Source organism: Streptomyces sp. NPDC037421, from assembly GCF_055602105.1.
Genome location: NZ_JBVJWV010000002.1, coordinates 1 through 26622, shown reverse-complemented (window position 1 = coordinate 26622; position 26622 = coordinate 1). Strand labels below are relative to the sequence as shown.

General features: G+C 74.2%; 26 protein-coding genes and 1 tRNA gene. 19 read left to right on the top strand and 8 right to left on the bottom strand.

Annotation, left to right across the window (positions count from 1 at the left end):
* Positions 1–133 precede the first annotated feature (133 nt).
* From ACZ7IF_RS03595 to ACZ7IF_RS03570, 6 genes are all read left to right on the top strand, one after another.
* Positions 134–1342 carry an MBL fold metallo-hydrolase gene (locus ACZ7IF_RS03595; protein WP_470962402.1) on the top strand — a complete coding sequence of 403 codons (1209 nt, stop codon included), beginning with the start codon at positions 134–136 and terminating at the stop codon, positions 1340–1342.
* A 727-nt stretch (positions 1343–2069) separates the two neighbouring features.
* Positions 2070–4352, top strand: coding sequence for a sensor histidine kinase (locus tag ACZ7IF_RS03590; RefSeq protein WP_470962399.1), 2283 nt, complete (start codon positions 2070–2072; stop codon positions 4350–4352).
* Between the two features lie 23 nt (positions 4353–4375).
* Positions 4376–4807 (top strand): roadblock/LC7 domain-containing protein, encoded by a 432-nt coding sequence (locus ACZ7IF_RS03585; RefSeq protein WP_362467099.1) that lies wholly within the window; start codon positions 4376–4378, stop codon positions 4805–4807.
* Positions 4808–4899: 92 nt separating this feature from the next.
* Positions 4900–5241, top strand: coding sequence for a DUF742 domain-containing protein (locus tag ACZ7IF_RS03580; protein WP_470962396.1), 342 nt, complete (start codon positions 4900–4902; stop codon positions 5239–5241).
* Positions 5219–5839, top strand: coding sequence for a GTP-binding protein (locus tag ACZ7IF_RS03575; protein ID WP_470962393.1), 621 nt, complete (start codon positions 5219–5221; stop codon positions 5837–5839). Before ACZ7IF_RS03580 ends, ACZ7IF_RS03575 begins: the two co-directional genes overlap by 23 nt.
* Entirely contained in the window at positions 5836–6381 is a 546-nt protein-coding gene (locus ACZ7IF_RS03570) for a GAF domain-containing protein (RefSeq protein ID WP_470962390.1), read from the top strand. The genes ACZ7IF_RS03575 and ACZ7IF_RS03570 overlap by 4 nt, the downstream gene beginning before the upstream one ends.
* Here the strand turns inward: ACZ7IF_RS03570 and ACZ7IF_RS03565 are convergent, their stop codons facing one another.
* Both ACZ7IF_RS03565 and ACZ7IF_RS03560 read right to left on the bottom strand, forming a co-directional pair.
* On the bottom strand, positions 6382–7278 hold the full coding sequence (locus tag ACZ7IF_RS03565; protein WP_470962387.1) for a transketolase family protein: 897 nt from the start codon (positions 7276–7278) through the stop codon (positions 6382–6384). It lies immediately after the preceding gene.
* A gap of 11 nt (positions 7279–7289) precedes the next feature.
* Positions 7290–7991, bottom strand: coding sequence for a transketolase (locus tag ACZ7IF_RS03560; protein WP_470962384.1), 702 nt, complete (start codon positions 7989–7991; stop codon positions 7290–7292).
* 148 nt (positions 7992–8139) lie between these two features.
* On the opposite strand from ACZ7IF_RS03560, the gene ACZ7IF_RS03555 reads away from it, so the two are divergent.
* Positions 8140–8213, top strand: a tRNA-Pro gene (locus ACZ7IF_RS03555).
* A 57-nt stretch (positions 8214–8270) separates the two neighbouring features.
* Here ACZ7IF_RS03555 and ACZ7IF_RS03550 read toward each other — a convergent pair.
* Both ACZ7IF_RS03550 and ACZ7IF_RS03545 read right to left on the bottom strand, forming a co-directional pair.
* Positions 8271–8579 carry a hypothetical protein gene (locus tag ACZ7IF_RS03550; RefSeq protein ID WP_470962382.1) on the bottom strand — a complete coding sequence of 103 codons (309 nt, stop codon included), beginning with the start codon at positions 8577–8579 and terminating at the stop codon, positions 8271–8273.
* A 2-nt stretch (positions 8580–8581) separates the two neighbouring features.
* The gene (locus ACZ7IF_RS03545) at positions 8582–9151 is read right to left on the bottom strand and encodes an RNA polymerase sigma factor (RefSeq protein ID WP_470962379.1); all 570 of its coding nucleotides are present in this window, start codon (positions 9149–9151) and stop codon (positions 8582–8584) included.
* A 1002-nt stretch (positions 9152–10153) separates the two neighbouring features.
* Between ACZ7IF_RS03545 and ACZ7IF_RS03540 the strand changes: the two genes are divergently transcribed.
* From ACZ7IF_RS03540 to ACZ7IF_RS03520, 5 genes are all read left to right on the top strand, one after another.
* Complete coding sequence (locus ACZ7IF_RS03540; protein WP_470962376.1) at positions 10154–11983, top strand: ABC transporter ATP-binding protein; 1830 nt, start codon at positions 10154–10156, stop codon at positions 11981–11983.
* 165 nt (positions 11984–12148) lie between these two features.
* Entirely contained in the window at positions 12149–13336 is a 1188-nt protein-coding gene (locus tag ACZ7IF_RS03535) for a cytochrome P450 (protein ID WP_470962373.1), read from the top strand.
* Positions 13333–13545 (top strand): ferredoxin, encoded by a 213-nt coding sequence (locus ACZ7IF_RS03530; RefSeq protein ID WP_470962370.1) that lies wholly within the window; start codon positions 13333–13335, stop codon positions 13543–13545. The genes ACZ7IF_RS03535 and ACZ7IF_RS03530 overlap by 4 nt, the downstream gene beginning before the upstream one ends.
* A 217-nt stretch (positions 13546–13762) precedes the next feature.
* Positions 13763–15826 carry a SpoIIE family protein phosphatase gene (locus tag ACZ7IF_RS03525; protein ID WP_470962367.1) on the top strand — a complete coding sequence of 688 codons (2064 nt, stop codon included), beginning with the start codon at positions 13763–13765 and terminating at the stop codon, positions 15824–15826.
* A 165-nt stretch (positions 15827–15991) separates the two neighbouring features.
* The gene (locus tag ACZ7IF_RS03520) at positions 15992–16429 is read left to right on the top strand and encodes a hypothetical protein (RefSeq protein WP_470962364.1); all 438 of its coding nucleotides are present in this window, start codon (positions 15992–15994) and stop codon (positions 16427–16429) included.
* Positions 16430–16501: 72 nt separating this feature from the next.
* On the opposite strand, the gene ACZ7IF_RS03515 is transcribed toward ACZ7IF_RS03520, so the two are convergent.
* From ACZ7IF_RS03515 to ACZ7IF_RS03500, 4 genes are all read right to left on the bottom strand, one after another.
* Complete coding sequence (locus ACZ7IF_RS03515) at positions 16502–17167, bottom strand: DUF305 domain-containing protein (RefSeq protein WP_470962361.1); 666 nt, start codon at positions 17165–17167, stop codon at positions 16502–16504.
* A 66-nt stretch (positions 17168–17233) separates the two neighbouring features.
* Positions 17234–17647, bottom strand: a complete 414-nt coding sequence (locus tag ACZ7IF_RS03510; RefSeq protein WP_470962358.1) for a DUF6153 family protein — start codon at positions 17645–17647, stop codon at positions 17234–17236.
* A gap of 232 nt (positions 17648–17879) precedes the next feature.
* Positions 17880–18926: an NUDIX domain-containing protein gene (locus ACZ7IF_RS03505; protein WP_470962355.1), complete on the bottom strand. Its 1047-nt coding sequence runs from the start codon at positions 18924–18926 to the stop codon at positions 17880–17882.
* 67 nt (positions 18927–18993) lie between these two features.
* Positions 18994–19617: a LysE/ArgO family amino acid transporter gene (locus ACZ7IF_RS03500; RefSeq protein WP_470962352.1), complete on the bottom strand. Its 624-nt coding sequence runs from the start codon at positions 19615–19617 to the stop codon at positions 18994–18996.
* Positions 19618–19685: 68 nt separating this feature from the next.
* Here ACZ7IF_RS03500 and ACZ7IF_RS03495 point away from each other — a divergent pair, with 68 nt between their 5' ends.
* The 7 genes from ACZ7IF_RS03495 to ACZ7IF_RS03465 all read left to right on the top strand — a co-directional run bounded on the left by ACZ7IF_RS03495 (position 19686) and on the right by ACZ7IF_RS03465 (position 26517).
* Positions 19686–20591, top strand: a complete 906-nt coding sequence (locus tag ACZ7IF_RS03495) for a LysR family transcriptional regulator ArgP (protein ID WP_470962349.1) — start codon at positions 19686–19688, stop codon at positions 20589–20591.
* An 85-nt stretch (positions 20592–20676) separates the two neighbouring features.
* The gene (locus ACZ7IF_RS03490) at positions 20677–21294 is read left to right on the top strand and encodes a dihydrofolate reductase family protein (RefSeq protein WP_470962346.1); all 618 of its coding nucleotides are present in this window, start codon (positions 20677–20679) and stop codon (positions 21292–21294) included.
* A 95-nt stretch (positions 21295–21389) separates the two neighbouring features.
* Positions 21390–23084, top strand: a complete 1695-nt coding sequence (locus ACZ7IF_RS03485; RefSeq protein WP_470962343.1) for a serine/threonine-protein kinase — start codon at positions 21390–21392, stop codon at positions 23082–23084.
* A gap of 97 nt (positions 23085–23181) precedes the next feature.
* Positions 23182–24264 (top strand): magnesium/cobalt transporter CorA, encoded by a 1083-nt coding sequence (gene corA, locus ACZ7IF_RS03480; protein WP_470963453.1) that lies wholly within the window; start codon positions 23182–23184, stop codon positions 24262–24264.
* 169 nt (positions 24265–24433) lie between these two features.
* Entirely contained in the window at positions 24434–25018 is a 585-nt protein-coding gene (locus ACZ7IF_RS03475; RefSeq protein WP_470962341.1) for a GNAT family N-acetyltransferase, read from the top strand.
* A gap of 117 nt (positions 25019–25135) precedes the next feature.
* Entirely contained in the window at positions 25136–25975 is an 840-nt protein-coding gene (locus ACZ7IF_RS03470; RefSeq protein WP_470962338.1) for a chitosanase, read from the top strand.
* A 188-nt stretch (positions 25976–26163) separates the two neighbouring features.
* Complete coding sequence (locus ACZ7IF_RS03465; protein ID WP_470962335.1) at positions 26164–26517, top strand: DUF805 domain-containing protein; 354 nt, start codon at positions 26164–26166, stop codon at positions 26515–26517.
* Positions 26518–26622 lie beyond the last annotated feature (105 nt).

Genomic DNA, 26622 nt, shown 5'->3' with positions numbered 1-26622 from the left:
CGGGGCCCGGCGGCCGGGGTGACGGCCGCGACAGCGGTCCGGCCGCCGCGCGGCGGAATCCTCCGGGGCCGGTGTGCGTTGGGATGGTCGTAAACGTACGACCGTCCCATCCTGCACCTTCCCAGGAGGCGCCTTGACCGGCTCCCTTCCCCTGCGTCCCCGGCTGCGCGCCCTGCGGCCCGAAGCCTTCGGCGCGGACCCCTCCGGCGCACGGCTGGAGCGGATCCTGCGCTCGCCGAACTTCGCCGACGGCGCCTTCCGGAACCCGGTCGGGGCCCGGACCAGACCCTCCGGATCGATGGCGGAATTCGCCAAGATCTACTTCCACAAGGAGCAGCGCGCCCGGCGCGGCCCCGGCGCACCGATCCCCGTGCACCCGACCACCCTCGCCGACCTGGCCAAGCCGCCGGCGAGCGGGCTGCGCCTGACCTGGATGGGCCACTCCAGCGTGCTCGCGGAGATCGACGGCCGCCGGGTGCTCTTCGACCCCGTGTGGGGCGACCGGTGCTCCCCCTTCCCCTTCGCCGGGCCCAAGCGGCTCCACCCCGTCCCGGTGCCGCTGGCCTCGCTGGGCGCCGTCGACGTCGTCGTGATCTCCCACGACCACTACGATCACCTCGACCTCCCCACGATCAAGGCCCTGGCCGGCACGGACACGGTCTTCGCCGTCCCCCTCGGCGTCGGGGCGCACCTGGAACGCTGGGGCGTCTCCCCGGACCGGCTGCGCGAGCTCGACTGGAACGAGGCCACCGAGGTCGCCGGACTCACCCTCACCGCCACCCCGGCCCGGCACTTCTGCGGACGCGGCCTGCGCAACCAGCAGTTCACCCTGTGGGCCTCCTGGGTCGTCAGCAGCGGCGAGCACCGGATCTTCCACAGCGGGGACACCGGCTACTTCCCGGGCTTCAAGGAGATCGGCGCCGAGCACGGGCCGTTCGACGCCACGATGATCCAGATCGGCGCGTACTCGGAGTACTGGCCCGACATCCACATGACCCCCGAGGAGGGCATGCGGGCCCACCTCGACCTCCAGGGCGGCGCCCCGCTCGGCACGATGCTGCCGATCCACTGGGGCACCTTCAACCTGGCCCTGCACCCGTGGGACGAGCCCGGCGAAGGCACCGTCGCCGCCGCCGGCGCGGCCGGCGCGGCCATCGCCCTGCCGATCCCGGGCCGCCCCTTCGAACCCGGCGCCCCCGACGCCCCGACCGAACCGTGGTGGCGCCCCTTCGTGGCGGGGCGCCCGGCGGTGACGCCGGCCGCCACCGTCGTCGTGAAGACACCGGAACCCGCCCTCGACCCCACCCCCCGGGGCGACCTCGACCCGGCGGGCGAACGCTGAGTCGGCGCGGGGGCGTCACGGAGCGCTGACCGGCGGCGGGGCGACCGGGAGGCAGCCCGGCCCGCCGCCGGCGGCTCCCGCGACGCCGGCACGGCGTCTCACACGGCCCGCTCCTTCCACTGGCCGCCCCCTTGCAGGCCCGGAAGGCCCGCCCGTCCTGCGGGCCGGTCCTGCGAGAGCAGTCCTGCCCCGGCCGCCGGCGGAGCGCGGCCGCACCGCGGACGGCACCCGACCCGGCTGCCCGGTCGCGCTCGTACCGTGAGCGGAAGTCCGTGAACCCGGCTCCCCGGCGTCCGACTTCCTTGCCGGTCCTGCTCAGGTCCGTCCGCAGGCCGTCCGCCAGGGTGCGCACCGGCCTCCGGGTGTTCGTCGCGGGCATCGTCCCGGGACGCTTCGCGCATGGTGCCTGCCTGCTGCGCGGGGCCGTGCGTGGGCCGGGAAGGTACCTTCCGGCAGCGCGCGCGGTGAGCACAAGAGCGCGTCGCGGCGCCGTCCGGGCGAGGTTCTCCGCCGGGCGGCGGCGCGCGCCCCCCGGCCGTGCGGGAGTACGCGCTCCCGGCGCATTCGGGCTGTCGTACGAGCGCTCCATCGGGAGCGGGAAGCACCCCGGTGAAGTTCCCCAACTGGGCAACAGCTGCGGGACCGTGCGGTCTAGCGTGGGTATCCGGTGATCAACACCGGGCCCCGCGACTCGCTGGGGGCCGGGCCCCACGTACCGAGGACGCCGATGTCCGGACTCCGCGCCGCCCGCCACTCCCCGTCGAGACACGCCGTCAAGGGACCGGGCCGGCAGATACGCCCCCAGCTGGTCCGCGCCGCCGTGCTGCCCACGCTCGCCGCCGGGCTCAGCGGCGCCGCCGCGGTCATGTTCACCCTCCACCTCGGCGGTGGCTCCGGCGCGCGCGACGACCGGCTGTGGCCGGTGCTCGCGGGCTGCGCCCTGCTCGCCGTCGGAGCGCTCGCGGCCGCCCTGCTCGGGGCCCAGCGCGCCGCCAAGGCCGTCCGGGACCGCTGCGAGGCGCTGCGCCGCTCCAGCGTGCGCGGACGCGAGGAGCTGCGCACCGCCGCCGAGCGGCTCGAACGCGGGGAGGGCGCGGTCCGCCCCGTGCCCGGGGACCGGGGCAGCGCGCCGCCGGAGGGCGACCAGGCCGGAGTGGACGAGTTCTGGCTGCTCGCGCAGGAGTTGCGGGGGGCCCGGGAGCAGGCGCAGGCGACCCTCGTACGGCTGGCCCTGCCGCCCGCGCCGACCGACAGCGACCGCAAGGTGGAGGTCTTCGTCAACCTCGCGCGCCGGCTTCAGTCGCTCGTGCACCGCGAGATCTCACTGCTCGACGGGCTGGAGGACACCGTCGAGGACCCCGACCTGCTGAAGGAGCTCTTCCACGTCGACCACCTGGCCACCCGGATCCGCCGGCACGCCGAGAACCTCGCGGTGCTGGGCGGGGCCGCCTCCCGGCGCCAGTGGACCCGGCCCATCGACCTGAGCGAGGTGCTGCGCTCCTCGGTGGCCGAGGTCGAGCAGTACACGCGGGTCAAGGTGGTGCCCCCGGCGGGCGGCACCGTCCGGGGCCACGCCGTCGCCGACGTGGTGCACCTGCTGGCCGAACTCGTCGAGAACGCCACGGTGTTCTCCGCACCCGACACGGACGTGGTGGTGCGGGCCGAGCGGGTCACCGCCGGGATCGCCGTCGAGGTGGAGGACCGCGGGCTGGGCATGCCGGCGGAGGAGCAGCACCGGATGAACACCCTGCTGGGCGACCCCGACCAGGTGAGCGTCCGGCACCTGCTGGCCGACGGGCGGATCGGGCTGTTCGTGGTCTCGGCGCTGGCCCGGCGGCACGGGATCGCGGTCGAGCTGAAGTCCAACATCTACGGCGGGGTGCTCGCCGTGCTGGTGCTGCCCCAGGGCCTGCTGGGCGCGGAGGCCCCGGGCGCGGCCGACGCGGCGGGCGGCTCGCGGGCCACCTCGTGGGGCACCGTCTCCTGGCCGGACACGGCCCGCCCCACGCCGCCGCCCGCCGCCGCCCGGCGCGAGCCCCTGACCCCGGCGGTACGGCCCCCGGCCCGGGCCGCGGAACCGGACCGGCCCTCGTACCCGGCGCCGATGCCGTACGCGGCCCAGGAGCCGGCTCACGCCCCGGTGCCGTACGCGGACCCGGGCCGGGGTGCGGGCGGCTCCGGGATCCCGGAGCCGGCTCACGCCCCGGTGCCGTACGCGGACCCGGTCACGGGTTCCGCTCGGGAGGCGGGACCGGCCCCGGCGGGTTCCGGCGAGGCCCGCGGCCCGGTCCCGGCTGCGGAAGCCGCCCGGGCCTTCTGGCAGGCACCGGCAGGGGCCCCGGCATCCGCCCCGGCCGTGGAAGCGGCCCCGGCCGCCTGCCCGGCATCGGTCAGGGGCCTGGACGGCGCACTGACCCGGGCCCGGGCCCAGGCCCAGGCCCAGGCCCAGGCCGCGGCCCAGGCCACGGCCCGGGCCCAGGCCACGGCTCCGGACGCGGACGCGGACCTCGGCCGGGATGCCGACCCCCACCGCACCGGCGCTCCCGCACTCGGACCGGCCGCGATGCCGGGATCCGGCGGGTCGGTCTGGGCCTGGGGCCCCGCATCCGAGGAGGCCCCGGACCCCGTACCGGACCCGGCCTGGCCCCTGGACACCGGCACCGCCGTGGCGCCGGGCCTGGAGCCGGCCTGGCCGCGGGGCCCGGAGGCCGCGGAACCGGCTCCGGACACGCGGCCCGGCCCCGCGGAGGGCTGGGCGGCCGTGCGGGCCACCGAGCCGCAACCGGCCCCCGTCCCCCTGCCGCGCCGCGTCCCGCCGCAGAGCCCCGCCCCCGAGGGGGCACGGCCGCCCCTGCCCCGGCGCCGCGCCCAGCAGCACCTCGCGCCCCAGCTGCGCGAAGCCCCCGCCCCCCGGCGGGCCGACGAAACCGAACAGCCCGTGCACGACCCCGGCCTGATGGCGGCCTTCCAGCGGGGCTTCGGCCTCGCCCAAGCGGACGAGCAGGCATGAACCCCAGCAAGGAGCACACCCCCATGGCCGGCGAACTGGCGACGAAGACAGGCAGCCTCTCCGATCTCGACTGGCTGCTCAGCGGTCTGGTCCAACGGGTGCCGTACACCCGCAGCGCGGTACTGCTCACCGCCGACGGACTCGTCACCTGCGTACACGGCATGGACTCCGACAGCGCCGACCACATGGCCGCCCTCGCCTCCGGCCTGTACTCCCTGGGGCGCAGCGCCGGAGCACGCTTCGGGGACGGGGCCGAGGTCCGGCAGGTGGTCGTGGAGCTCGACACCGCGCTCGTCTTCGTCTCGGCGGCCGGCTCCGGCACCTGCCTGGCGGTGCTCGCGGACCGGGAGGCCGACGCCGGCGTGCTGGGCTACGAGATGGCGATGCTGGTCAAGAGCGTCCGGCCGTACCTGGCGGCCCCGCCGCGCCGGCCCGTCGCCGACGCGGAGCGATGAGGGCCTGGGCGAGGGGGGTCCACGGTTTCCCGCCGGCCGGCTTTCCCACGGCCCGGGACACGCCCTGGCTGGACGATTCCGCCGGCCGGGTCATGCGCCCGTACACGGCCTGCGGCGGCCGGACCCGTCCCGCCGTCGCGCTCGACCTGCTGTCCCGGATGACCGCGACCGGCGTCCGCCCGGGGATCCCGCTCGGAGCCGAGCACACCCTCGCCCTGCGCGTGTGCGCGGGCGCGGCGGCGGTGACGGTCGCCGAGGTGGCCGGGCAACTGCGGCTCCCGGCCGTGGTGGTGAAGGTGCTGCTGTCCGACCTGATGGAGTACGGGGCCGTCATGGCGCAGTCACCCCGGTTCCCGAACGGCGGCGGCTCGTTCGCCGCCGACGACCTGTCCCTGCTGCGGGCGGTGCTCGATGGCCTGCGCCGACGGCTGTGAGGTGGCCGCCCCGGCCCTGCCCGCGACCTTGAAGATCCTGGTCGCGGGCGGCTTCGGGGCGGGGAAGACCACCTTCGTGGGCGCGGTCAGCGAGATCGAACCGCTGTGCACGGAGGAACTCCTGAGCGGGTTCGGCGAGCACGCGGACCGGCTCGACGGGGTGGCGGCGAAGACGGCGACGACGGTCGCCCTGGACTTCGGGCGCCTCACCCTGGACGACCGGCACGTCCTGTACCTCTTCGGCACGCCCGGTCAGGAGCGCTTCTGGTTCCTGTGGGAGGAGCTGTGCGCGGGAGCGCTCGGCGCGGTGGTCCTCGCCGACACCCGCCGCCTCGCGGACTGCTTCCCCGCCGTGGACTTCTTCGAGCGGCGCGGGATCGGCTTCGTCGTCGCCGTCAACGAGTTCGACGGCGGCCACCGCTACACCTCCCAGGAGGTCCGCGACGCCGTCGGCCTGGGCCCGGACGTACCCGTCGTCCGGTGCGACGCACGCCTCACCCGCTCCGGTACGGGGACCCTGGCCGCCCTCGTGCACCACCTGCTGTCCACGGCCCGGCAGGGCCGCCCACCACACTCGGATCCGGGGGAACCGCCATGACCTACTACGAATCGACCGGACACCTGCTGCTCACCCCCGTGGACCGGGAGGCGCCCGCGCGGGCCGTGCGGCTGCGCGAGATGGACCTCGGCGAGCGGGTGGACGAGGAACTCGACGACTTCGCCCGCCGGGTGGCCCGGACCCTGGAGGCCCCGTACGCGGGCGTCAACTTCGTCGGCGAGGAACGGCAGTTCTTCGCCGGCCTGCACCACGGCCCGGACGCCGCGGCGAGCGGCTACCCGGCGCGGGTGCTGCCCCGGGACCACGGCTACTGCCCGCACGTGGTGGTGCGGCGGCGGGCCCTGGTGCTGGAGGACGTACGGGACTTCGCGCGCTTCGCGGGCAACGCGGTCGTCGACGAGAGCGGGGTGCGCTCCTACCTCGGAGCGCCCCTCGCCGACCGGCGCGGCTTCGTCCTCGGCACCGTCTGCGCGGTGGACGTGGTGCCGAGGCGGTGGGGGACGCAGGGCCTCGCGACGGTCAAGGCGCTCGCCGCCGAGCTGGCGGAGCTGCTGCACGCCCGGCCGGACCGCCGGAGGTGATCAGCGCAGGAAGCCGGTGATCCGCTGCCGCAGGGAGCCCGCGTCCAGGCCGTGGGCGGCGGTGTGCTCGTCGATCGTGCCGTAGCGGCGCAGCTCGGCGCGCCCGACCCCCAGCGGCAGCACCCGGTGCGGGACGTCCACGAGGGCCCGCCCGGCGGCCGCCGCCGAGGTGCCGGCGAGGTACGGCTCCACCAGCACCACGTCGGCCGCGGCCCGCCCGGCGGCCGCGCGCAGGGCCGCGTCGTCGAAGGGGCGCACGGTGGCCGCGTACAGGACGGTGACGTCGAGGCCCTCGGTCGCCGCGAGGACGTTGTCGAGCAGCGGCCCGACGGCGAGCACCACACCCGCGCGTCCCTCCCGCACGGTCTGGAAGCGCAGGTCGCCCAGGGGGCGCGGGGCGGCGTTCGACTGCTGGGACAGCCGGACGTACACCCGGTCGTCCCCGGCGGCGCAGGCGTGCCGCAGCAGCGCCTCGGCCTCGTCGGGGTGGCCGGGCACGTGGACGGTCCAGCCGTCGAGGGTGTCGAGCAGCGCCACGTCGCCGGGTGCCATGTGGGTGAACCCGCCGGCCGGCCAGTCGTAGCTGGCGCCGGCGCTGACCAGGACGCCGCCCGTGCCCTGGTGTCCGAAGTCCAGCTTGAGCTGCTCGAACGGCCGCTCGACGAGGAAGCTGGCGAAGGTGTGCAGCACGGGCCGCAGCCCGGTGAGGGCCAGCCCGCCGCCGACGCCGACGAGCAGCTGCTCCCGGATCCCGACATTGATCACCCGGTCCGGGTGCCGCTCCTGGGCGGGCCGGAACCCGTCCATGGAGATCTCGGCGAGCACGAGTGCCAGCCGGGGGTCCTCGTCGAGCAGCCGCGACGTGACCGAGATGAACCGCTCCCGCATGGTGTCCATGGCGTTTCCCCTCAGAACTTCTTCTCGACGCGGGCGACGACGGCGTGCGGCCGGCCCGGATGCGGTGTGGTGAAGGCGGCGTGCAGCGCCGCGTGGTCCCGTCCGTCCACGGTGACGGCGCTCCAGCCGGCCGCCTCGAAGCGGGAGGCGATCCCGCCGGGCCAGCCGTGGGTGGCGGAGTCGTTGTCGATCACCACGGTGTGCAGCGCCTCCAGCCCGGCAGGGCCGGCATGGGCGATGGCCTCGTGGTTGCTGCCCTCGTCGAGCTCCGCGTCCCCGATCAGCACCCACACGGCGGCCTCGTCCAGCCCCTGCGCCCGCAGCCCGAGGGCGCTGCCGACGGCGAGCGGCAGCCCGTGCCCGAGGGAGCCGCTGCCGATCTCCACGCCGGGGATCAGGGTGCGGTCGGGGTGGTGGCCGAGCGGGGAGTCGTACGCCCCGAAGCCGGGCAGCCGGTCGACGGGGAAGAACCCCTTGGCGGCGAGCACGGCGTAGTAGGCCATCGGTCCGTGCCCCTTGGACAGCAGGAACCGGTCCCGGCCGGCGTCCCGCGCGCTCCCGGGCCCGACGCGCAGCACCCGGTCGTAGAGCACCCACAGCACGTCGAGGGTGGAAGTGGCGGCGGGCCCGTGCTTCTCGGCCCCGGTCATGAGCGCGATCAGCCGGTCCAGATCCTCGTAGCGGAGCCCTGTGTCCGCGGATGCCTGTGTCATACAGCAACCGTGCAACCTCAAGCGGACTTGAGGTCAACCCCCGCGCGCGTCCGCACCCGCCCCCGGAAAGGTGCGCGCGACCACCCCCGGAAGTGCGGTATTGTTCTCGTGCCGGTCAGGCCAGGGGAAACCCCAGGTCAGCAGGCATCGGGACGTGGCGCAGCTTGGTAGCGCACTTGACTGGGGGTCAAGGGGTCGCAGGTTCAAATCCTGTCGTCCCGACTCGTGAGAGTCGTAGGTCGAAGGGCCGTTTCAGAGTGATCTGAAACGGCCCTTCGGTCATTCCCGGGGACTGCCCGCCGGGTCCGCCCTGGTGAGGGTGCAGGTGCCGTTCGCGCAATCGCGCTTCAGGCGGCCGCGGGAGACGGTCTGGGCCAGGCCGACCATCCAGCAGGTCGGGCAGCCGCGGAAGGCGATCAGGGACAGCGGGGCCGCCAGCAGGACGGCCGGGCCGGCCGTGGGGACCAGGGCGATCGAGCCGATGATCAGGCCGAAGCCGACGGCGCCCCGCGCCAGGTGGCGCGGGACGGAGCTGCTGGCGAAGTCGGGGCGGGGGGCCGCCGGTCGTGCGGGCTTCGTGGTGGTCATGGTCATGGGTCTCCTGCCCCTGGTCGGGTGGCCTGTGCCAGTGAGAGCCGGAGTGCCGCGCGGGCCCTGTGCAGCCGGGACTTCATCCCGGCGGTGCTCAGGCCCAGCGCGTCCGCCACGGCCTTGCCGGGCAGGCCCTGTACGTCCCGCATGATCAGGACCTGCCGCTGGTCGCGCGGGAGGGCGCTGACCGCCGCCGCGATCCGCTCCGCCTCCAGCCCGCGCAGCACCGCCTCCTCGGCGGACGGTTCCGCCGACGCGTCCGGTGCGGCCGGGGCGTCGTCGCTCCGCGAGACGAGCACCCGTACCTGGCGCAGGCATTCGTTGCGCACGATCCGGAACATCCACGAGGCGAGCGCGCCGGTGGCCCGCAGGGTGCCGATCTTCCGGTAGAGGATGATCAGCGCTTCCTGCGCCGCGTCCTCCGCGTCCTGCGGCGAGGCGCACAGCGAGAGGGCGAACTTGCGTACGTGGGGCTGCGATTCCATGACGACGGCGGTGAGCGAGGTGACGTCACCGTTCTGGGCGGCCTTGATCAGCCGGTCGTCCGGCCAGGCGAAGCGTTGTTTCATGTGCTGCTCGTCTCCGACGGGTGCCTTGGGGGTGTCCGGTGCTCAGCCTCGGCTCTTGAAGCGCCGCAGCAGGTGCCAGGTGCAGGCGCCGACGAGCAGGGCTCCGACGACTACGAGGGCGGTGATCAGCATGGGGTACCTCCGGGTGTTGCGGTGTGTCCGGTCAGTCGTACGCGGATAAGAGGCGGGGAGGCCCCCAGAGGATTCGCCTCCGGCCGAAGTTTCTTCCCCGGGCCCGGTTCGACCGGTTCGAGGCGCAGGACACCCCGGAGATCGCCGGCGAGCCCGCCGCCATGGCCGGCCGGCCGCACTACGAGCGGTCCCTGCCGGACCTGGAGGACGAGCGGGGGGCCTTCGGGACGGCGCTGCTCCCGGCCTTCCCGCAACTCGCCCTGGACAAGCCCGACTTCTCCAAGGCCGGCGGGTGCGACGCCCTCGGCGTGCAGGGCGTCGTCGAGTGGGAGAGCTCGGCCGGCGGCGCGTTGAACACCCCGAAGGGGCTGGTGCAGGTGATCGCACTCGGCGCAGGTCGTCGGCAGCGTGTGGATGCCGGGCGTCGACAACCTCGACTGCGAGCCGGCCGAGATGCCCGGGCAGTGGCTGGTCGCAGTGCTTCTGAGTCCTTCCCGCGCAGGGCCCCCGCGTACCGAACACCGCGATCGGTACGCGGGGGCCTCCTGCCGGTCGTCCCGTGGCGGCGAGAGCCGCTCGTCCGCCCGGGAGAGGCGGCACGGGCTGGTGCGGCCCGCGCCGGTGCATTCTCTCATTCAAGAGGTGAATGCGCCACTGTGGCCAGTATCTGCCAGGAGCTATGCCGGTTTTTCTGGGCTTCTGCGTGTCCAATGACCGGGTGGTGGCAGCACGGGCGTTCCCGGCCGGTGACGGTGCAGACGCCATCCGATCGGCGGAAAGACGGAGAAAACGCTTGGACGGGGTGAGCGGCCCTGCGGAACACTGCGACTCCTGTCCTGCCACCGCTCGCTCACACCGCACAGGGTTGGTATGGGATCTCCCGAATCGCACCAAAGTCCGCCGGGCAGGGGCCCGGTACTCCTCGCACTGCGCCACTACGGACGGGAGCTGTTCCGGCTCCGCCGGCTGGCCGTACCCGCCATGCTGTTCCCGGCGCTGGGCAACATCGGCATCAACTACGTCGCGCCGCTGGTCGTCGCCAAACTCGTCGGCCGGATCGCGGCCGACCGCGGCGCAGTCGCCTCGGGCATCGGCCCGGTCCTGCCCTACGTCCTCGGGTTCGCCGGCGCCCTGCTGCTGGCCGAGGCGCTGTGGCGCCTCGGACTGCACTGCCTCAACCGCCTCGACGCCCTCGGCGTCGAGCGGCTCTACGTGCTCGGAATGGACGAGCTGTTCGCCAAGGACGCCGCGTTCTTCCACGACAACTTCGCCGGCTCGCTCACCAAGCGGGTCCTGAGCTTCGCCTCCCGCTTCGAGGAGTTCGTCGACACGCTGACCTTCCAGATCGTCGGCAAGTTCGTGCCCCTGATCTTCGGCTCGGTGGTGCTGTGGCAGTACGAACCGCTGCTCGTCGTCGGCCTGTTGGCGATGATCGCGTTCACCGGGCTGCTGGTGACACCGCTGATCCGCCGGCGGCAGCGGCTCGTCGACGAGCGCGAGGCGGCCATCGCCCGGGTCTCCGGCCACGTCGCCGACAGCCTGATGAACATGGACACGGTCCGTGCCTTCGCCGCCGAGGAACGCGAGGCCGCCGAGCACCGCTCGCGGGTCGCCGAGTCGCGGCGGCTCATGCTGCGTTCGTGGGACTACGGCAACCTGCGCATCGACACGATCGTCGCGCCGATGTCCGTACTGACCAACGCGCTCGGCCTGCTGGTCGCCGTCGGGCTCGCCGCCCGGGGGCACGGCGTGGAGACGGTCGTCGTCGCCTTCACCTACTACGGCAACGCGACCCGGATCATGTTCGAGTTCAACCAGATCTACCGCCGCCTGGAAAGCTCGATGACGGAGGCCGCGCAGTTCACCGCACTGCTGCTGACCCCGCCGAGCGTCCTCGACCCGAAGTCCCCGGAGCCGCTGCTGTCCCAGGGCGCGGAAGTGCGCTTCGAGGGTGTGGACTTCGCCCACGCGGGCGGGGAACCGCTCTTCACCGGGCTCGACCTGGACGTGCCCAGCGGGACGAAGATCGGCCTCGTCGGCCGGTCCGGCGGCGGCAAGACCACCCTCACCCGGCTGCTGCTGCGGATGACCGACATCGACGGAGGCCGGATCACGGTCGGCGGGCAGGACATCAGCCGGCTCGCCCAGGCCGACCTGCGCGGCCTGATGGCGTACGTGCCGCAGGAGCCGGCGATGTTCCACCGCACCCTGCGCGAGAACATCGCCTTCGCCCGCCCCGACGCCACCGACGCCGAGATCCGCCGCGCCGCCGAGGCGGCGCACGTGACGGAGTTCGCCGACGCCCTGCCGGACGGCTTCGACACCATGGTGGGCGAGCGCGGGGTGAAGCTGTCCGGCGGACAGCGCCAGCGGGTCGCCCTCGCCCGGGCGATCCTGCGCGACGCCCCGATCCTGCTGCTCGACGAGGCCACCAGCGCCCTCGACTCCGAGAGCGAGATCCTCGTCCAGGACGCCCTCTGGCGGCTCATGGAAGGGCGGACCGCACTCGTCGTGGCGCACCGGCTCAGCACCGTCGCCACCATGGACCGGCTCGTCGTCCTCGACCGCGGCCGGATCGTGGAGCAGGGCACCCACCAGGAACTGCTCACCGCGGACGGCGCCTACGCGAAGCTGTGGCAGCACCAGTCGGGAGGCTTCCTCGACGACACCCCCACGGCCGGGGCCGACCTGCGCCCGTGACCCGCACCCCGCGCCGTGCCGGCCGGGCACGGCGCGGCGCGGGGCGGGCGGCGAGGACCGGGTGCGGTACGTCCGCCGGCCCCGCTTCAGCGCCGTACAGCCGGTGCCGGTCACGCTGCGGGCGGCGGGTGTGCCGCCCGCCGCCCGTCTGCGTGAGGATGCCCGATGACCGAGCCCGTCGCGTTCCCCGAGGACCGCACCTGCCCCTACCACCCGCCGGCCGCCTACGACCCGCTCCGGGGCGGCGCCCCGCTCAAGCGGGTGACGTTCTTCGACGGCCGCTCGGTGTGGGCGGTGACCGGACACGCCGCCGCGAGGGCGCTGCTGGGGGACGCGCGGCTGTCCAGCGACAGCGAGAACGAGGCGTTCCCCGTGCCCTCCGAGCGCTACGCCGGGCTGCTGCGCCGGCGCACGCCGCTGCTGGGCGTCGACGACCCCGAGCACAACCGCCAGCGCCGGCTCCTGATCCCGAGCTTCACGCTCAAGCGCACCCACGCGATGCGTCCGCGGATCCAGGAGATCGTCGACCAGCTGATCGACGACATGACCGCCAAGGGCCCGAAGGCGGAACTGGTGGGCGACTTCGCCCTGCCGATGCCGTCGAAGGTCATCTGCTCGATGCTCGGCGTGCCGTACGCGGACCACTCCTTCTTCGAGGAGCAGTCGCGCCGGCTGCTGCGCGGCCCCGAGCTGTCCGATGTGGAGGACGCGAGGGACCGGCTGGAGGACTACCTGCGGGCGCTGATCGAGGCCAAGCAGGCGGAGCCGGGCGAGGGCATGCTCGACGACATCATCCGCGAGCAGACCGCCGTGGGCGAGTTCGACGCCGAGGAACTGGCGGGGCTGGCGTTCATCCTGCTCATCGCCGGCCACGAGACCACGGCCAACATGGTCTCGCTGGGCGCCTACACCCTGCTGGAGCACCCCGAGCGGCTGGCCGAGCTTCGGGCGGACCCCTCGCTCGTACCGACGGCCGTCGAGGAGCTGATGAGGTACCTGTCCATCGTCGAAGGCATGCTGCGCGTCGCCCTGGAGGACATCGAGATCGCGGGGGAGACGATCCGCAAGGACGACGGCGTGGTCTTCTCCCTCTCCCTCGTCAACCGCGACGAGAGCGTCTACCCCCACCCCGACGTGCTCGACTGGCAGCGCTCGGCGCGCCACCACGTCGGCTTCGGCTTCGGCATCCACCAGTGCCTCGGGCAGAACCTGGCCCGCGCGGAGATGGAGATCGCCCTGGGCACCCTGATCACCCGGCTTCCCGGGCTCCGGCTGGACGCACCCGCGCAGGAGATCCCGTTCAAGCCGGGCGACACCATCCAGGGCATCGTCCAGCTCCCCGTGGCCTGGTGAGCGCCGTGCGTCCCGTCCACATCGCGATCGACACCGGCCGCTGCATCGGAGCGGGCCAGTGCGCGCTGACGGCCCCGGACGTGTTCACCCAGGGCGACAGCGGATTCAGCGAGGTGCTGCCCGGCCGGGAGGACGGCAACGGCGACCCCCTGGTGCGCGAAGCCGCACAGGCCTGCCCGGTCGCGGCCATAGCGGTCCGCCTCCGCTGAGAACGGCCTCCTCCCGCGCACGGCGTGCGCGGACGAGCGGTCCCCGGACCGGTACCGGGCGGGGCGTCGAGCTCACCCTCGACGCCGAGCACCTGCGCCCGGCGGGCACCCGGTGGCGGGCTCCGGGAGGCGGCGGCCCCCGGACCGGCAGACGATGGAGGCGTGCACGTGCCACATGAGCCGGCCGCCGTGACCGGGCCCCGATGAGCGAGGCCCGGTGAACGAAAAGGTCCCGGTCGACGAGCTGATCAGCAGCGCCGCGCAGGCCGCCGGCGGCTGGCTGGGCGCGCTGCCCGTCGCGCTCGTGGCCACCGGCGCCGACGGGACCATCGTGCGCTGGAACCAGGTCGCGCAGGAGCTGCTGGGCTACACCCCGCCCCAGATGCTCGGACGCAACATCGCCGACCTGTTGCACCCCGGATCCGACCGCAGCCTCGGCCGCTCCCTGTGGGAGGCGGCCGCCTCCGGACGCGGAGTGATGGGCACCGTCACCGCCTGGCACCGCGACGGGCACCCCCTGGAGGTGGAGATCTGGGCCTCCCCGGTGTCCGACCGGCAGCACGGCTCGACGGTGCTGGTCTTCGCGGCCGACGCCCACGCGGCCCGCCGCATCCGGGGGTCCTCGGCGGTCTGGGACGGCCTCTTCGCCCGCTCGCCCGTCGGCATCGCCATCCTCGACACGCAGCTCCGTTTCCTCCAGGTCAACGCCGCCCTCGAAGCCATGAACGGCCTGCCCGAGTCGGCGCACGTCGGACGCCGCCTGGCCGAGATCCTCCCCGAGGTGAACGCCCTGGAGATGGAGGAGGCCATGCGGCAGGTCCTGGAGACCGGCGATCCCGTCCTGGACCGCCGCCGGGTCGGGCGGACCCCCTCCGAGCCGGACCACGACCGGGTGTGGTCCTGCTCCTACGTCCGGGTGGAGGACCCCGCCCGGATGCCGATCGGCGTGATCGCCTCCCTCGTCGACATCACCGAGCAGCAGCGCGACCACGTCGAAGCCGAAGCCGGCCGTCGCCGCCTCGCCCTGCTCAGCGAGGCCAGCATGCGGGTCGGCTCCAGCCTGGACCTGGAGCGCACCGCGCAGGAACTCGCCGACCTCGCCGTTCCGCGCCTCGCCGACGCCGTCACCGTCGACGTCCTCGACGCCCTGGCCCGCGGCGACGAGCCCGGCATGGGGCTGACCGGCGGGGTGGCCCTGCGCAGGCTCGGCCGGGCCCCGCTGTCCGGATCCCGGGTGACCGACATCCTCGCCCCCCTCGGCCGGACGCTCACCTTCCCCGCGACCGCCCCCTACACCCAGGCCCTCTCCGCCCGGCAGCCCTTCCTCATCGCCCGCCTCGACGACCAGGCCGTCGCCCCCGCCGCCCGCCACACGACGAAACCCGCCCAACTGCTCACCGCGGGGGTGCACTCCTTCGTCATGGCCCCGCTGGTCGCCCGGGAATCGGTGCTCGGCGTCGCCACCTTCTACCGCACCCGCCCGGTCGGGCCGTTCACCGCCGAGGACGTCACCCTCGCCGGGGAACTCGCCGCCCGCGCCGCGCTCAGCATCGACAACGCCCGGCTCTACCACCGCGAGCACGAGACCGCCGTCATCCTCCAGCGCAGCATGCTCCCGCAGCACATCACCCCGCCGCCCGGCATCGAGGTCAGCCACCGCTACCTGCCCGCGAGCGACGTCAACGAGGTCGGCGGCGACTGGTACGACGTCCTCGCCCTGTCCGGTGGCAAGGCCGCCCTGCTCATCGGCGACGTGATGGGCCACGGCATCGCCGCCGCCGCGGTCATGGGCCGCCTCTCCGCCTCCGTACGGTCCCTCTCGCGCCTGGACCTCCCACCCGTACGGCTGCTGCACCAGCTGGAAGCCGCGCTCGCCGACCTCGCCGAACCGATGCTGGCCACCTTCCTCTACGTGGTCTGCGACCCGGCCGCCGGCCGCTGCACCGTCACCCGCGCCGGGCACCCGCCGCCGGCCCTCGCCCTCCCCGACGGAACCGTCCGCCTCCTCGACACCCCGCCCGGGGTGCCGCTCGGCGTCGGAGGCATCGCGTTCACCCCCACCGAGGTCGAAGTGCCCCCGGGCAGCCTCCTCGTCCTCTACACCGACGGCCTCATCGAAGCGCGCGGCAGCGACCTCGACGAGCGGCTCGGCGAGCTGACACAGCTCCTCGCCGACCCCCAGCGCCAGCTGGACCACCTGTGCGACTCGCTGATCACCCACCTCGTCCCGGCGGCGGCCGACGACGACATCGCCCTGATGGTCGCGCGGGTCGGCGGCTGACCCGGGCGGCTGACGCCGAGGGGGTGCCGGTCGCGACGGCGGAAGCGGCCGGGGACTCGTTCGGGTGAAGTCAGGCCTCAGGGCCGAGCGGGTGGGTAGGCCTGCGGCCGAGGTTCCGTGCACGATGCACCGGAGCCGATCGTTTCGGCCGCCCCTGGAGGGCCCATGTCCATCGCACGCCGTATCCCCAAGCTGCTGACCGCCGCCTCCGTCGCCGTGCTCCTCTCCGTCGCCGGAGCGGGCCTCGCCGCCCCGGCGAGCGGCGCCTCGGCCGTCCCGGCGGCGGAGCGGTCAGCCCGGGCGCCCGGGTTCAACGCGAGCGGGGTGTACGACATCTACCAGAGCAACGCCACCGTCCACGTGGACTTCTCGCAGGCCGCCGACGGCCGTCTCTACGGGTCGGTGCGCTCCGGAAACACCGTCGGAAACGTCCGGGAAGGCTCCGTCGACGGCCAGCAGATCTACTTCGTCATCGCCTGGTCGCACGGTCCCGTGGGCCGCTACACCGGAACGCGGGGCCCGGACGGCCGCCTCTCGGGTACGACGTACGACCTGACCAACCCGTCCAGCCAGGCGACCTGGCGCACCCAGCGCCAGTTCTGACCGACCCGGTTTCCGCAGGACCGGAAGGCCGGGGAGCCCCGCGGGTTCCGCGGGGCTCCCCGGCCGTCGGGGTCAGCCCTTGCCGAGGAGCTTGTTCATCCGGGTGATCTCGGCGCTCTGCGAGCCGATGATGGCGGCGGCCATCTCCTTGGCGGGCTGGTACTTGCCGTCGGACTGCTCCGTCTTGGCCATGGCGACGGCACCCTCGTGGTGCTTGACCATCAGATCGAGGAACGCGGTGTCGAAGGCCTTGCCGGAGGCCTTCGCGAGCTGGTCCATCTCCTCGCCCGTCATCATCCCGGACATGGAGTGGCCGCCGTGCCCGCCCTGTGCGGCATCGGCCGCCGGGACCTGCTCGCCCCAGGCCGTCAGCCAGCCGGACAGGGTCTTGATCTCCGGGTCCTGGGCCTTCTTGATCTCGTCGGCCAATGCCTTGACCTCGGCTGATTCGGAGCGGGTCGCGGCGAGGCCGGCCATCTCGACCGCCTGCCGGTGGTGCGGGATCATCCCCTTGGCGAAGGCGGTGTCGGCGGCGTTGTTCGCGGCCTGCGCGTTGCCGGAGGCCGGTGCGGAGGGCTTGGCCGACGGGGAGGCGGACGCGGAGGCCGCGCCGTCGTGGCTGTCGTGCGCCGAGGAGCCGGAGCCGGCCTTCCCGCCGCAGGCGGCGAGGACGAGGACGGCGGTGGCGGCCGCGGCCAGCGCGGTGGTGCGGCGGATCGGGGAACGCTTGACGGTCATGGTGGTGCTTCTCCTGGTGAGGTGCGTACGGGTGCGCTCACCGGCGGGAACGCCGGCCAGGGCCGCCTATACGCGCAGGAGTTGCAGTTCGCTCAGTGACGGGGGCGCGCGCCCGTACGCCGTCGCCCCGAGCACGGCGCCGTGCGAGGCCTCGGTCCCGGCGGGGATCCCGCCGAGCGCGGGCGCCGGCGCGTACAGCACCGGGGCGCCGCTGGTGCCGGACGCGGCACAGGTCGGGTCGGCGTGCTGGGCGTGGCCGCCGGAGGGCCCCCCGTGGTCGGGGCCGTCGGCGTGGACGCAGTCGCAGGGGTCGGCCGACGGGTGCTCCGCGGCCGCCGCGTGCGCCGCGGCGGGCGGGACCGCTCCCGGGCCGAGGCCGTGCATGCCCACGATCCCCGTGAGCACGGCCAGTACGAGGAGCAGCCGTGCGGGCAGCCCGGAGGGCCTCCTCGCGCGTCCGGCCCGCGTACTCGTCCTCATGGCGGCATCGTAGATGACCCCTGGGCGGTACTCCACAGGGGTAGGGGGTATCCCGGCGCGGGTCCACCCGCACGGGTTCACGGGGCGGCGTACCGCTACCCGACGGCGTCGACCGTCGTGGTGTCCGGCATCCCGCGCACCGTCGCCGCCGGTACGGCGGAGAAGTCCGGCGGCAGCGGCTTCACCGCCGCCCGGCCGCCCGGGCGATCCCGCGAAGGCCGGACGGATCGGCTCAGGCCGGGCCCGCCGGCCGCCCCGAGTGGAGTTCCAGCGGGCCGGTGCCCTCGGCCAGGGCCGTCAGGCAGGCCTCGATCTGGCGCCGCAGCCCGGGCTTGACCAGCCCCCGCAGCTCCTCGCGGCGCGCCGTGCGCCACTCCAGCAGCTCCGTGGGCGGCAGCCGGACCGCGGCGAGTTCGGCCGGGCCCAGGACGCCGCCGTCGTAGAGGAAGCGGATCCGCGCCGGGTAGCCGGTCCGGTGGGTCCAGTTGACGGCGAGGAGGCGGCCGGGGGCCCGGTCCAGGCCGGTCTCCTCGCGGACCTCGCGCGCCGCCGCGTCCCGCGGGGTCTCGCCGAGATCGCTGTCGACGCCGCCGCCGGGCAGCAGCCAGCGGTCCGGCTCGCCGTAGCCGGGCCGGACGAGCAGGACCCCGCCGGACCCGTCGGTGAACAGCACGTTCGCGGCGGTGAGGGCCTTGGGCCGGGCCGCGCGGTGACCGGCCGGGTCGTAGCGGCCCGCGTGCTCCAGCGCGGCGCGGTCGGCCGGATCCAGCCCGGCGGGGGAGCCGGGCTGCGGGACGCCGTCGGCCAGGTGCGCGACGGAGCCGGAGTACAGGGCGGCCAGCCCGGCGCGCAGCCGGGGCGCGATCCGGTCCGGCAGCTGCTCCGCGGCCTCCTGCGGGGTGAGCCAGCGGGCTTCGGCCACCTCGCCGTCGGCGAAGGCGATCCCCTCGACGCCGGGGCCGGTCAGCGGCCCCACGAGGTACACGTGGACCACGAGCGAGCGGCCGAGCGCGCCCGGCGGACAGGAGTCCACGGCCAGCAGCCGGCCGACCGGGACGGACAGGTCCAGCTCCTCCTCCAGCTCCCGGGCCAGGCCCTGTTCCGGGGTCTCGGTGTCCTCCACCGTGCCTCCGGGCAGTTCGAGGCCGTCCTTGTACGACGGGGTCAGGACGAGGACCCGCCCCCGCGGGTCCAGCACGATGCCGGTCGCGGCGACGAGCGGGGACGGCTGGGCCGCGTAGTAGGCGCGCACGGCCTCGGGCGACGGGCGGTCGGGCACGGCGGCGGCTCCGGGGTCGGGGTGAGGGGGCGGCGTACCGGAATCAGTACCACGTCCCGGCCCGGCTTCAGGCCCGGGCGAGGAGGAGTCCGCCCATCGTGACCATCGTCGCGGCGACCAGGCCGTCCAGCACCCGCCAGGCGCCGGGCCGTGACAGCGGGCCGCTGAGCAGCCGGGCGCCGTAGCCCAGGGTGGCGAACCAGATCAGGCTGGCCAGCCCGGCCCCGATCCCGAAGGCCCAGCGCAGGTCGCCCCGGTCGGCGGCCAGCGAGCCCACCAGCAGGACGGTGTCCAGGTAGACGTGCGGGTTGAGCCAGGTCATGGCCAGGCAGGTGAGCACCGCCGCGCGGACGGAACCGGCCGTGGCGCCCTCGGCGGTGAGGGCCGCGCCGGGGGCGGGGCGCAGCACCCGGCGGGCCGCGAGGACCCCGTAGCAGATCAGGAAGCCGCCGCCGGCGATCGCGACGGCGGTCAGGGCGGCCGGCCAGGCGGTGACGAAGGCGCCGACCCCGGCCACGCCGAGGAAGATGAGCACCGCGTCGGAGACGGCGCAGATCGCGACCACCGCCAGGACGGCGTGCCGCCGCGCGCCCTGGCGCAGCACGAAGGCGTTCTGCGCGCCGATCGCGACGATGAGGGAGAGGCCGGTACCGAAACCCGCCAGGAGTGCTGTGGTGATGCCGTTCGTCATGGTTCGACCGTAAGGACCGCGCGCCACTGCGTACAGCTAAAGATTTTTACGTATCATTAGCACTCGTGATGGACGAGCTTCCCCTGGAACAGGTCCGGACCCTCCTCGCGGTCGTGGACGAGGGTACGTTCGACGCGGCCGCCGCCGCCCTGCACGTGACGCCCTCCGCCGTCAGCCAGCGGGTGAAGGCCCTGGAACAGCGCACCGGACGGGTACTGCTGATGCGGACCAAGCCGGTCCGGGCGACGGAGTCCGGAGAGGTGGTCATCCGCTTCGCCCGGCAGCTGGCCCGGCTGGAACGGGACGCGCGCGCCGAGCTCGGGATGGGCATGGCCGACGGCCTCGGCCCGGTCCGGATGCCGATCGCGGTCAACGCGGACTCGCTGGCCACGTGGTTCCTGCCCGCACTCACCCGGGTGCCGCAGCAGCCGCCCATCTGCTTCGAGCTGCACCGCGAGGACGAGTCCCACACGACGGCGCTGCTGCGGGAGGGCCAGGTCATGGCGGCCGTCACCTCCTCGCCGGACCCGGTGGCCGGGTGCACGGTGCGGGCGCTGGGACTGGCCCGCTACCTGCCGGTGGCGAGCCCCGACTTCGCCGCCCGGCACCTGACCGTGGCCCCGGCCCGGGACCTGCGGGAGGCCCCGCTGATCGTCTTCGACCGGCGCGACGCCCTCCAGGACGACTTCGTCCGCGCGCTCACCGGCGGCGCCTCGCCCGCCTCGGCGGCACGGCACCTCGTACCCACCTCGGAGGGCTACCGGGACGCGGTGGCCGCGGGCCTCGGCTGGGGGCTCGTACCCGAACCGCAGGCGGAACCGCTGCTGGAGACCGGCGCGCTGGTGCCGCTCGCGCCGGGCCGGTGGCTGGACGTACCGCTGTACTGGCAGCAGTGGAAGCTCGACTCGCCCGCGCTCGCGCTGGTCGCCCGGGTCGTCGCCGAAACGGCCATGGAGGAGCTGCGGCCGGTCTGATCCGAAGGGCGCGGCCTGGATGTGGGGGCCCGCCCCCGGGCGTCTACTGGAAGGCGGACGGACCCCACTTCCCTGGAGCGGCCGGATGAGGAAGATCACCGCAGAGCTGTTCATCTCGCTCGACGGCGTCGTGGAGGCGCCCCACGAGTGGCACTTCCCCTACTTCGACGACCGGATGGGCGCGGCCGTCGACGCCGTCGTCGGTTCCGCCGGCACCCTGCTCCTCGGCCGCAGGACGTACGACAGCTTCGCCGGAGCCTGGCCCGGGCGCGAAGCGGCCGGCGGCGAGGACGCCGGCTTCGCCGAGCGGCTCGGCGACGCCCGGAAGATCGTCGTGTCGCGGCAGCCGCTCGACTTCACCTGGCGCAACTCCGAACGGCTCGACGGGGAACTCGTCGAGGCGGTCACGGCGTTGAAGAACGAGCCGGGCGAGGACCCGATCGTGATCAGCGGCTCGGTCTCCGTCGTCCGCCAACTGCTGGCCGCCGGACTGCTGGACCGGCTCCAGCTGCTCGTCCACCCCGTCGTGCTGGGCAAGGGCATGCGCCTCTTCGAGGAGGGCGAGCCGGCCATCCCGCTCGAACTGCTCTCCTGCGAGGCCTTCGACACCGGCGTGCTCAACCTCTTCTACGCCCCGGCCGGGCGGCCCGGCAGCGCCGGCTACGAGGAAGCCAAGACCCATCTGCCCCGCGCCGCGGGCTAGGGGGTGTCCGCCCGGCCCGCCCGCCGATCATGCATCTACGCTTGTGCCCCGTCAGAGCGTCGAGACGGACGACCGGTCGTGGAACGGAGCATGTGGTGCCAGCGGGCCAAGCGGAGGAAGCGAACGACGGGGACCTCGTCGGCAAGGTGCTCGGAGGGCGCTACCGGGTGACCTCCGTGGTCGGCCGGGGCGGCATGGGCGTGGTCGCCCGCGCCGTCGACGAACTGCTCGCCCGCGAGGTCGCCGTCAAGGTCGTGCGGGCCTACACCGACGCCAGCGACGCCGAGCTGACGGACCTGCGCACCCGGATGGAGCGCGAGGCGCAGGCCGCCGCCCGCATCCGGCACCCCGGCGTGGTCACCGTCCACGACGTCACGCACGAGCAGGGCCTGCCCGTCATCGTCATGGAACTCGTCGACGGCCCCTCGCTCGACGACTCGGTGACCCGTTACGGAGCCCTCGACCCGCACGAGGCCGCCGCGATCGGCGCCAAGCTGATGGACGCGCTCGGCGCCGCACACCGGGCGGGCGTCCTGCACCGGGACGTGAAGCCGGGCAACGTGCTGCTGGAGCGGGGCGGCCGGGTCGTGCTGACCGACTTCGGCATCGCCACCATCGAGTCCTCCGGTGACGAGGCCCTGGCGAAGCTGACCCGCAGCGGGGAGCTGGTCGGCTCGCTCGACTACCTGCCGCCGGAGCGGGCGCAGGGCAGGGAGCCCGGCCCGGCCTCGGACATCTGGTCGCTCGGGATGACCCTGTACGCGGCGGTGGAGGGGGTGTCGCCGTTCCGCCGCACCTCGGTGTGGTCCACGCTGGCCGCGATCGTCGGCGACCCGCTGCCCGAGCCCCGGCGCGCGGGGCCGCTCGCCCCGGTGCTGCGGGCGCTGATGGCGAAGGAGCCGGAGCACCGGCCGACCGCCGAGCAGGCCCGCGCGATGCTGGAGCAGGTGGCGGCGGGCGGCGCGCCGTCCCCCTACGCGCCGACGCCGGCCCCGGCACCGGCCCCTGCCCCGGCACCGGCCCCTGCCCCGGCTCCCGGGTTCGGGCCCCCACCGTCGGCCGGCCCCGGCGGCGTATCGTTTCCGCAGCCCTACGCCCCCGCCCCGCAGCCCGGCTTCCCGCCGCAAGGGCCCTCGCAAGGGCCCTCGCAAGGGCCCCCGCAGGGCCCCCCGCCCGGCCAGCCGCTCACGGTCGCCCGGTCCGGCTCGGCGGACGTGGACCGGGCGCGCCGGCGCAGCCGCGCCGCGATCGCCGTCGCGGTGGTCGCCGTACTCGCCGCGGGCGGGGTCACCTACGCCATGACCTCGGGCGGCGGCGGCCGCACGAACGCGGTGGGGCCCACCCCGGCGCCCGGCGGTTCCGCGGCGGCCGGCGGGCAGCCGGGCACGGACACCCCGGCCCCCTCGCCCTCCGGCTCCGGGCCCACGGCCAAGCCCTCCGCGAGCGCCTCGAAGAAGACGGGCACGCCGTCGCCCTCCGCGAAGTCGCCCTCGGCCGCCCCGGGCAAGCCCAGCCCCGTACCGACGGGCTGCGCGGGCTGGACCCACCGGGATCCGAAGCCGGGCACGTACGGCTACATATCCGGCGACCACCACCTGCTGGCCGCGCCGTACCAGCAGTGCGCGCAGGGCGCCCTGGTCAAGGACGGCACGAAGCTCTGGTACCACTGTTACATCGTCAACTCGTACGGCAACCAGTGGACGTTCGTGCGCGTGGAAGGCACCAACGCCACCGGGTGGCTCTACAACCGCGACCTCAAGGGCCAGAAGGGCTCCTCCCCGGCCTGTTAGCCCCGGGGCGCGGCGGCGGTGCGGGCGCGTGGCGGAGCCGGCGGCGGGCGGTGGCAGACTGGCCGCTGATCCGCCGAAGGGGAGTACGACCGTGTCCATGTTCAGCAACCTGCGCCGTGCCGTGCGCCGCGGCTACCGGCGGGCCGTCGACCTCAGCCACCCCGCCCGCTCCCCCCTCGGCAGCGCCGTCGTCAACTGCGTGGTCTACCAGGACGGCATCCGCCAGGACGGCTGTGCCGAGGTGGAGGAGGCCCTGCGCCGGGTCCGCAAGACGGGCGCCGGATTCGTCTGGATCGGCCTGCACGAACCCTCGCAGCAGGAGCTGGCCGGCCTCGCCGAGCTCTTCGGCCTGCACCCCCTCGCCGTCGAGGACGCCGTCAACGCGCACCAGCGGCCGAAGGTGGAGCGCTACGACGAGACGCTCTTCGCCGTCTTCAAGACCGTGCGCTACGTCGAGCACGAGGAGCTGACCGCGACGAGCGAGGTGGTGGAGACCGGCGAGCTGATGGCCTTCATCGGCGAGGACTTCGTGATCACCATCCGGCACGGCGGGCGCGGCACCCTCGGGCCGGTCCGCGAGGCCCTGGAGGCGGAGCCGGAACAGCTGGCCAAGGGGCCGGCGGCCGTCCTGCACGCCATGGCGGACCACGTGGTGGACGACTACGTGGCCGTCACGGACGCGGTGCAGAGCGACATGGACGCCGTGGAGACGGCCGTGTTCAGCGAGCACGGCGGCCGGGGCGACGCGGGCCGGATCTACCAGCTCAAGCGCGAACTGCTCGAACTGCGCCGGGCCGTGGCCCCGCTCGGCCGTCCGCTCCAGCACCTGGCCACGCAGCCGATACCGGTGATCCCGCCGGACGTCCGCGCGTACTTCCGCGACGTCTCCGACCACCTGACGCGGGCCACCGAGCAGATCGGCGCCTACGACGGGCTCCTCGACTCCATCCTCCAGGCGCACCTCGCGCAGGTGACGGTCGCCCAGAACGAGGACATGCGCAAGATCACGGCGTGGGCGGCCATAGTGGCCGTGCCGACCATGGTCTGCGGGGTGTACGGGATGAACTTCGACCACATGCCCGAGCTGCACTGGACCTACGGCTACCCGCTGGTCCTGGCCGTGATGGCGGTCGCCTGCTTCGTCATCCACCGGGGGTTCCGGCGCAACGGCTGGATCTGAACCCGCCCGACGGGACCGCCCGACGGGACCGCCCGACGGGACCGCCCGACGGGAGCGACCGTCCGTCGGCGGGCCGGGCCCAGCCGGCGAAACTCGGGTGAAGCCCGGCGCGGTCGCCGCGTAAGGTCCCGCTGGCAACAGCGGATCTTGGGGAACGGGCAGGTCGGACATGGCAGAACTGGTCGGCGGTCGGGTGCGGCTGGAGCCGCTGGAGCAGCGGCACCACGACGGGCTGTGCGAGGCGGTGCGCGACGGCAACCTGTGGGAGCTCGCGGTGACCCTCGTGCCGCACCCGCAGGACGTACGCGGCTTCATAGCCGACGCCGTCGCTGCGCGCGAGGCCGGCCGGGAGCTCGCGTACGCGACGGTGGACCTCGCCACGGGCCGGATCGCGGGCTCGACCCGGCTGATGACGATCAACACGGCGCACCGGCGGCTGGAGATCGGCTGGACCTTCCTCGGCCGGACCTGGCAGCGCACGGGGGTGAACGCCGAGGCCAAGCTGCTGATGCTCACGCACGCCTTCGAGGACCTCGGGATGAACCGGGTCGAGCTGCTGACGGACGTGCGCAATGCCGCCTCGCGGGCCGCGATCGCCCGGCTCGGTGCCACCCAGGAGGGGATCATGCGCCGGCACATGGTGATGCGCGACGGCCACGTCCGGGACACGGTGGTCTTCGCCCTCATCCGCCCGGAATGGCCTGACGCGAAGCGGGCCCTGATCGAGCGGCTGGCGGTCCGGCAGGAGGGCTGAGCTCGCGGACGGGCGGATTCCGGACGGGTCGTCCGCAGGGGTGTTCCCTGTCTCCGATGTCTGGTAGGAAAGTTTCCTAACGGATCAGGGAAGACTCAACCACCCCATGGAGGCCCTGTGTTCACTCCCCGTCGCAAGACGATCGCCGTCGGCGCCGTGCTCGCCGCCGCCCTCCTCGCGGCCCCGGTCACGGCGCACGCCACCGCCGCGCCGGCCGCCGCCCCCGCGGCCCCGGTGCCGGCGTCGGCCACCGGACTCGACGACCCGGCGAAGAAGGACATCGCCATGCGGATCGTCTCCAGCGCCGAGAACTCCTCGCTCGACTGGAAGGCCCAGTACAAGTACATCGAGGACATAGGCGACGGCCGCGGCTACACCGCCGGCATCATCGGCTTCTGCTCCGGCACCGGCGACATGCTCGGCCTCGTCGAGTACTACACGCAGGTCAAGCCCGGCAACGTGCTCGCCAAGTACCTCCCCGCCCTCCGCAAGGTCAACGGCGGCGACTCGCACGCCGGACTCGACCCGGACTTCACCGAGGACTGGGCCAGGGCCGCCCAGGACGCGGAGTTCAAGAAGGCCCAGGACCGCGAACGAGACCGGGTCTACTTCGACCCGGCCGTCAGGCAGGGCAAGTCCGACGGGGTCGGCACCCTCGGCCAGTTCATCTACTACGACGCCATCGTCATGCACGGCGACGGGAGCGACTCCACCGGCTTCCGCAACATCCGCAAGCGGGCCCTCGCCAAGGCCAAGCCCCCGGCCCAGGGCGGCAACGAGACCGCCTGGCTGAACGCCTTCCTGGACGCCCGGGTCTGGGCGATGAGGCAGGAGGAGGCCCATAGCGACACCAGCCGCGTCGACACCGCCCAGCGGGTCTTCCTGAGGAAGGGCAACCTGAACCTGGACACCCCGCTCGAATGGAAGGTCTACGGGGACTCCTACCGCATCGGCTGAGGCGCCCGGGACACCACCGGTCCCCGTTCCCCCACCCGTCGCAGGCGTCGTCAACTCCCTTTGAAACCAAGGCCGGTGGCCTAATTCAGACGCTCGGCAGTGGCTTGAGCGCGACGGCCCCAGGGCATAAGTCGGGCCCGGCCCCTTTCAGGCCGAAGGGCCGTCGATGCCGTCCTTAGGGGGGACTCGTGCACTACTACGTCGACGTCATCAAGCGCTACGCGGACTTCTCCGGCCGTGCGCGCCGCCAGGAATACTGGATGTTCGTCCTGTGCAGCATCCCGATCATGGCCGTGGCGATCGCGCTCGACTTCGCGCTCGGGAGCTACCCGGTCATCTTCTACATCTACAACCTCGCGGTCTTCCTCCCCACCCTCGGGCTCAGCGTCCGCCGCCTGCACGACACCGGAAAGTCCGGCTGGTGGTACCTGATCGGCTTCATCCCCTTCGTCGGCTGGATCGGGATCATCGTCCTCATGGCCATCGAGGGCGACGCCGGACCGAACGAGTACGGGGCGAACCCCAAGCAGCTCACCGCCTGAAACGCACGGCGCCCCGGGGGGGGGGGGGGGGGGGGGGGGGGGGGGGGGGGGGGGGGGGGGGGGGGGGGGGGGGGGGGGGGGGGGGGGGGGGGGGGGGGGGGGGGG